Origin of the sequence: Gilliamella sp. HK2 (assembly GCF_001690265.1) — a bacterium.
GTDB lineage: Bacteria > Pseudomonadota > Gammaproteobacteria > Enterobacterales > Orbaceae > Gilliamella > Gilliamella apicola_C.
This window is the reverse complement of the sequence record NZ_LZGV01000007.1, coordinates 1-2,753: the sequence shown is the minus strand read 5'-3', so window position 1 is coordinate 2,753 and position 2,753 is coordinate 1. Positions and strand designations below refer to the sequence as shown.

2 protein-coding genes are annotated in these 2,753 nt (G+C 30.7%); both read right to left on the bottom strand.

Going from position 1 to position 2,753, the window contains the following annotated elements:
* Window positions 1–22: 22 nt before the first annotated feature.
* A complete protein-coding gene (locus A9G45_RS00135; protein ID WP_065572339.1) occupies window positions 23–1,483 on the bottom strand; it encodes a hypothetical protein in 1,461 nt (486 codons plus the stop codon).
* A gap of 4 nt (window positions 1,484–1,487) precedes the next feature.
* Window positions 1,488–2,753, bottom strand: a 1,266-nt coding sequence (locus A9G45_RS00130; protein WP_141673550.1) for a peptidoglycan-binding domain-containing protein, incomplete at its 5' end; no start/stop codon positions are given.

The window sequence follows — 2,753 nt, the reverse complement described above, 5'->3', positions numbered from 1 at the left end:
GCAAATCATTAATACCTTTGTGCTATTGCGTATAAACTAACTCCTCTTTTGTTGGTTGTCTGTAAGCCACAAAATAATCTTTACCTACAATAAATAATGTATTGTTCATATAAATGGCTTGATTGCCATTTAATAAAAATTTAGCTATAGGTAGTTCATCAATATTTTCAAATGTGACATATTCCAATTCGTTACTGATATCAATGTGATATTTTTTAAAATTTTCTACTTGCTGTTGATATAATGCCTCATTATCAAAAAATTGTTTTGAATTAGTCTTACCAAAGTTTACCGGATAAACTTGTTGATAATTAACACAAAGTTTTTTTTCATTAGCGTTTAAAGTTAATGTCGCACTATCAAGCTCTTCTAATTGACCACCCTCAAAACGTAAATAATTATTAGCTTGCTTACTTGTTAACAAAAGACTTCTAGCCGAATGTTTATTTGGATCTTTAGTAGCCCATTTGCTATAGCAATTAGACGTAACCGGTATTTCTTGAAACTTTCCTTCTTTTGTAATTTGAAAATGTTGTATTTCTATTGTTTCATCTTCAAAGCGTTGTTGGCGTTCAATGGAATAGTTTTTGTCTATATTGTAACCCCCAAAACCGGCTGGATACATATTTGTTGCCTCATCTCTTGTTGCGCCATAATAATTTTTTAATATTATCTTATCTAAAAAATCATATTGTTCTGATAAAAGGTAAAGATAAATTATTTGCTCTTCATTTTCTTGTGTGCCAGTTATTAAAATTGGATTTATCACATTATTAATTTGAGGTAGCTTTATTCCATTTAAATCAATTAAATAATTATTTAACTGTTCATATAAACTATCGTTATCGAATAAGTTTAAATAGTATGCAAAACTTCTTGATATATTTTGAGGATAATTATAATAATTCTCATCCTGAATGAATTTCGCTGATCTTTTAGAATTAATTGGTAAATCTAATGAGGGAAATTTATTACTTAATTTTTGAAATGAATACTTGTTTTGGGGTTTTAAAAAAGATGCAACAAAAGATTCATTGATAAATAATAACTGATCATTACCAAAAATCAATCTATGCTTTGGCAATAATAATTTAGCTAAATCAACATCTAAAACATCATCGAATTGTAAATAATTTACATCACCATTCGGTAAAATAAATTCGTTGATAATTGGATTTTCAATTAGATTTTTTGTGAGCAATTGGGATAAATCAGATGTTCGATGTACGCTGACATTATACTGGTTATTATTAATATAAATGATATTATTAACTAACTTAACTCGTAAATTATTCAAATAATTAGGGTTATAACTATCTTTTTTCATTAGATAATTATTTTCAATATATTTATCTAAAACCCAATAAGCTTGATTAATATCTTTTGCATAAACATATGAAAAATTAAAAAAAACATATAATAAACAAACAAGTTTTGCTAACGATATATATTTTTTTATTATATAAAAATAAAATCCAAACATGTTATTAGCTTCCTAAATTTTTAACTAACTCTTGTAAATATTTACCATTGATATCTTTTGCTGTTTTGACAAAAAACTGATTTTCCAAAAATTTACTCTCAAAAACCCGAACATCATAATGAGCCCAAACACTCGCTATACTTTGATTGTCACGTCCTCTTGTTGGATGGTATCTTGTATAGCTATTCTCTAAAGCAATACCATTAGAATGAAACCATCTGTATTCGGCATTTGTTTTTTCAGTTAAAATATCGCGAACTAAATCACAACAATTGATCCTTTCATCTCTACTGTGTTCAGATTTTGCTTTTTCTTTTTTAATGACATGGATATCAAGCGCTTTACCCATATGGTTAGTACTTTTTCGATTATTATAAATATTATCAGCCCAACATCGATAACCAGAAGATACGATTTCTACAGTCAAGTGTTGATATCGTTCATCTGAATCAATATAAAACATAATACTTCTTAATACCCAAAACAAAGTCCGATGTAAGCCTGGATATTCAATCCCATAGGCATAATTAGCACCTGTTTTTCCATTATTAGTTTTATTAAGCCCAAAACCATTACAAGTTGGCTCAGTCAGATTTTTAAAAGTTGAACATTGGCATTGAGCCTGTGTAAAAAATGAATCTATTGAATACTCATCTTGAAATCTATCAATTGCTTGTATAACTTGTATATCCACAACGCCTGTTTCCTCAACTTGCATATAATCACGTTGAAACTGTTTTATCATCTTTTCTGTTCTTTCAGTAAATTCATCGGTTGGTACATTGCCACCAAAACCTGCAAGGCGGATATTAATTTCCCGAATAATCTCATGCTTATCCCCTTTCTGAAAAAGAATCTCGCTTTTAGGGAAGTAATCTATCATCGCCACCGGATGAATAAACCACGCCTTGCCGTCTGCGGATAGATTGGACAGTTTAGGGGTATTGGCATCAGTGTTTGCGGTTGGGTTTTGAGCTTGTGCCTGTGCCACTTCTTTCCACCACAGTGACGGTTTAATGCGTTGCTCTTTTTCAAGTTGCCAGTTTGATTTGACATGCTCAAGGGCTTCGTCCACTTTTTTCATGGCAAAGTCTCGATGATAGGGCTCGATTATGCCGATTTTATCTAATATCGCTTCAATAGACTCTTTTTTTTGTTGCTTTTCTTCTTCAAACAGCTCATCTATCTCATTCCATTTACTTAATGCTTCATCGGCATACCATTCACTTTCATATTTGACCAGTAAATGCCCTATCCGCTCTGCGGCCCA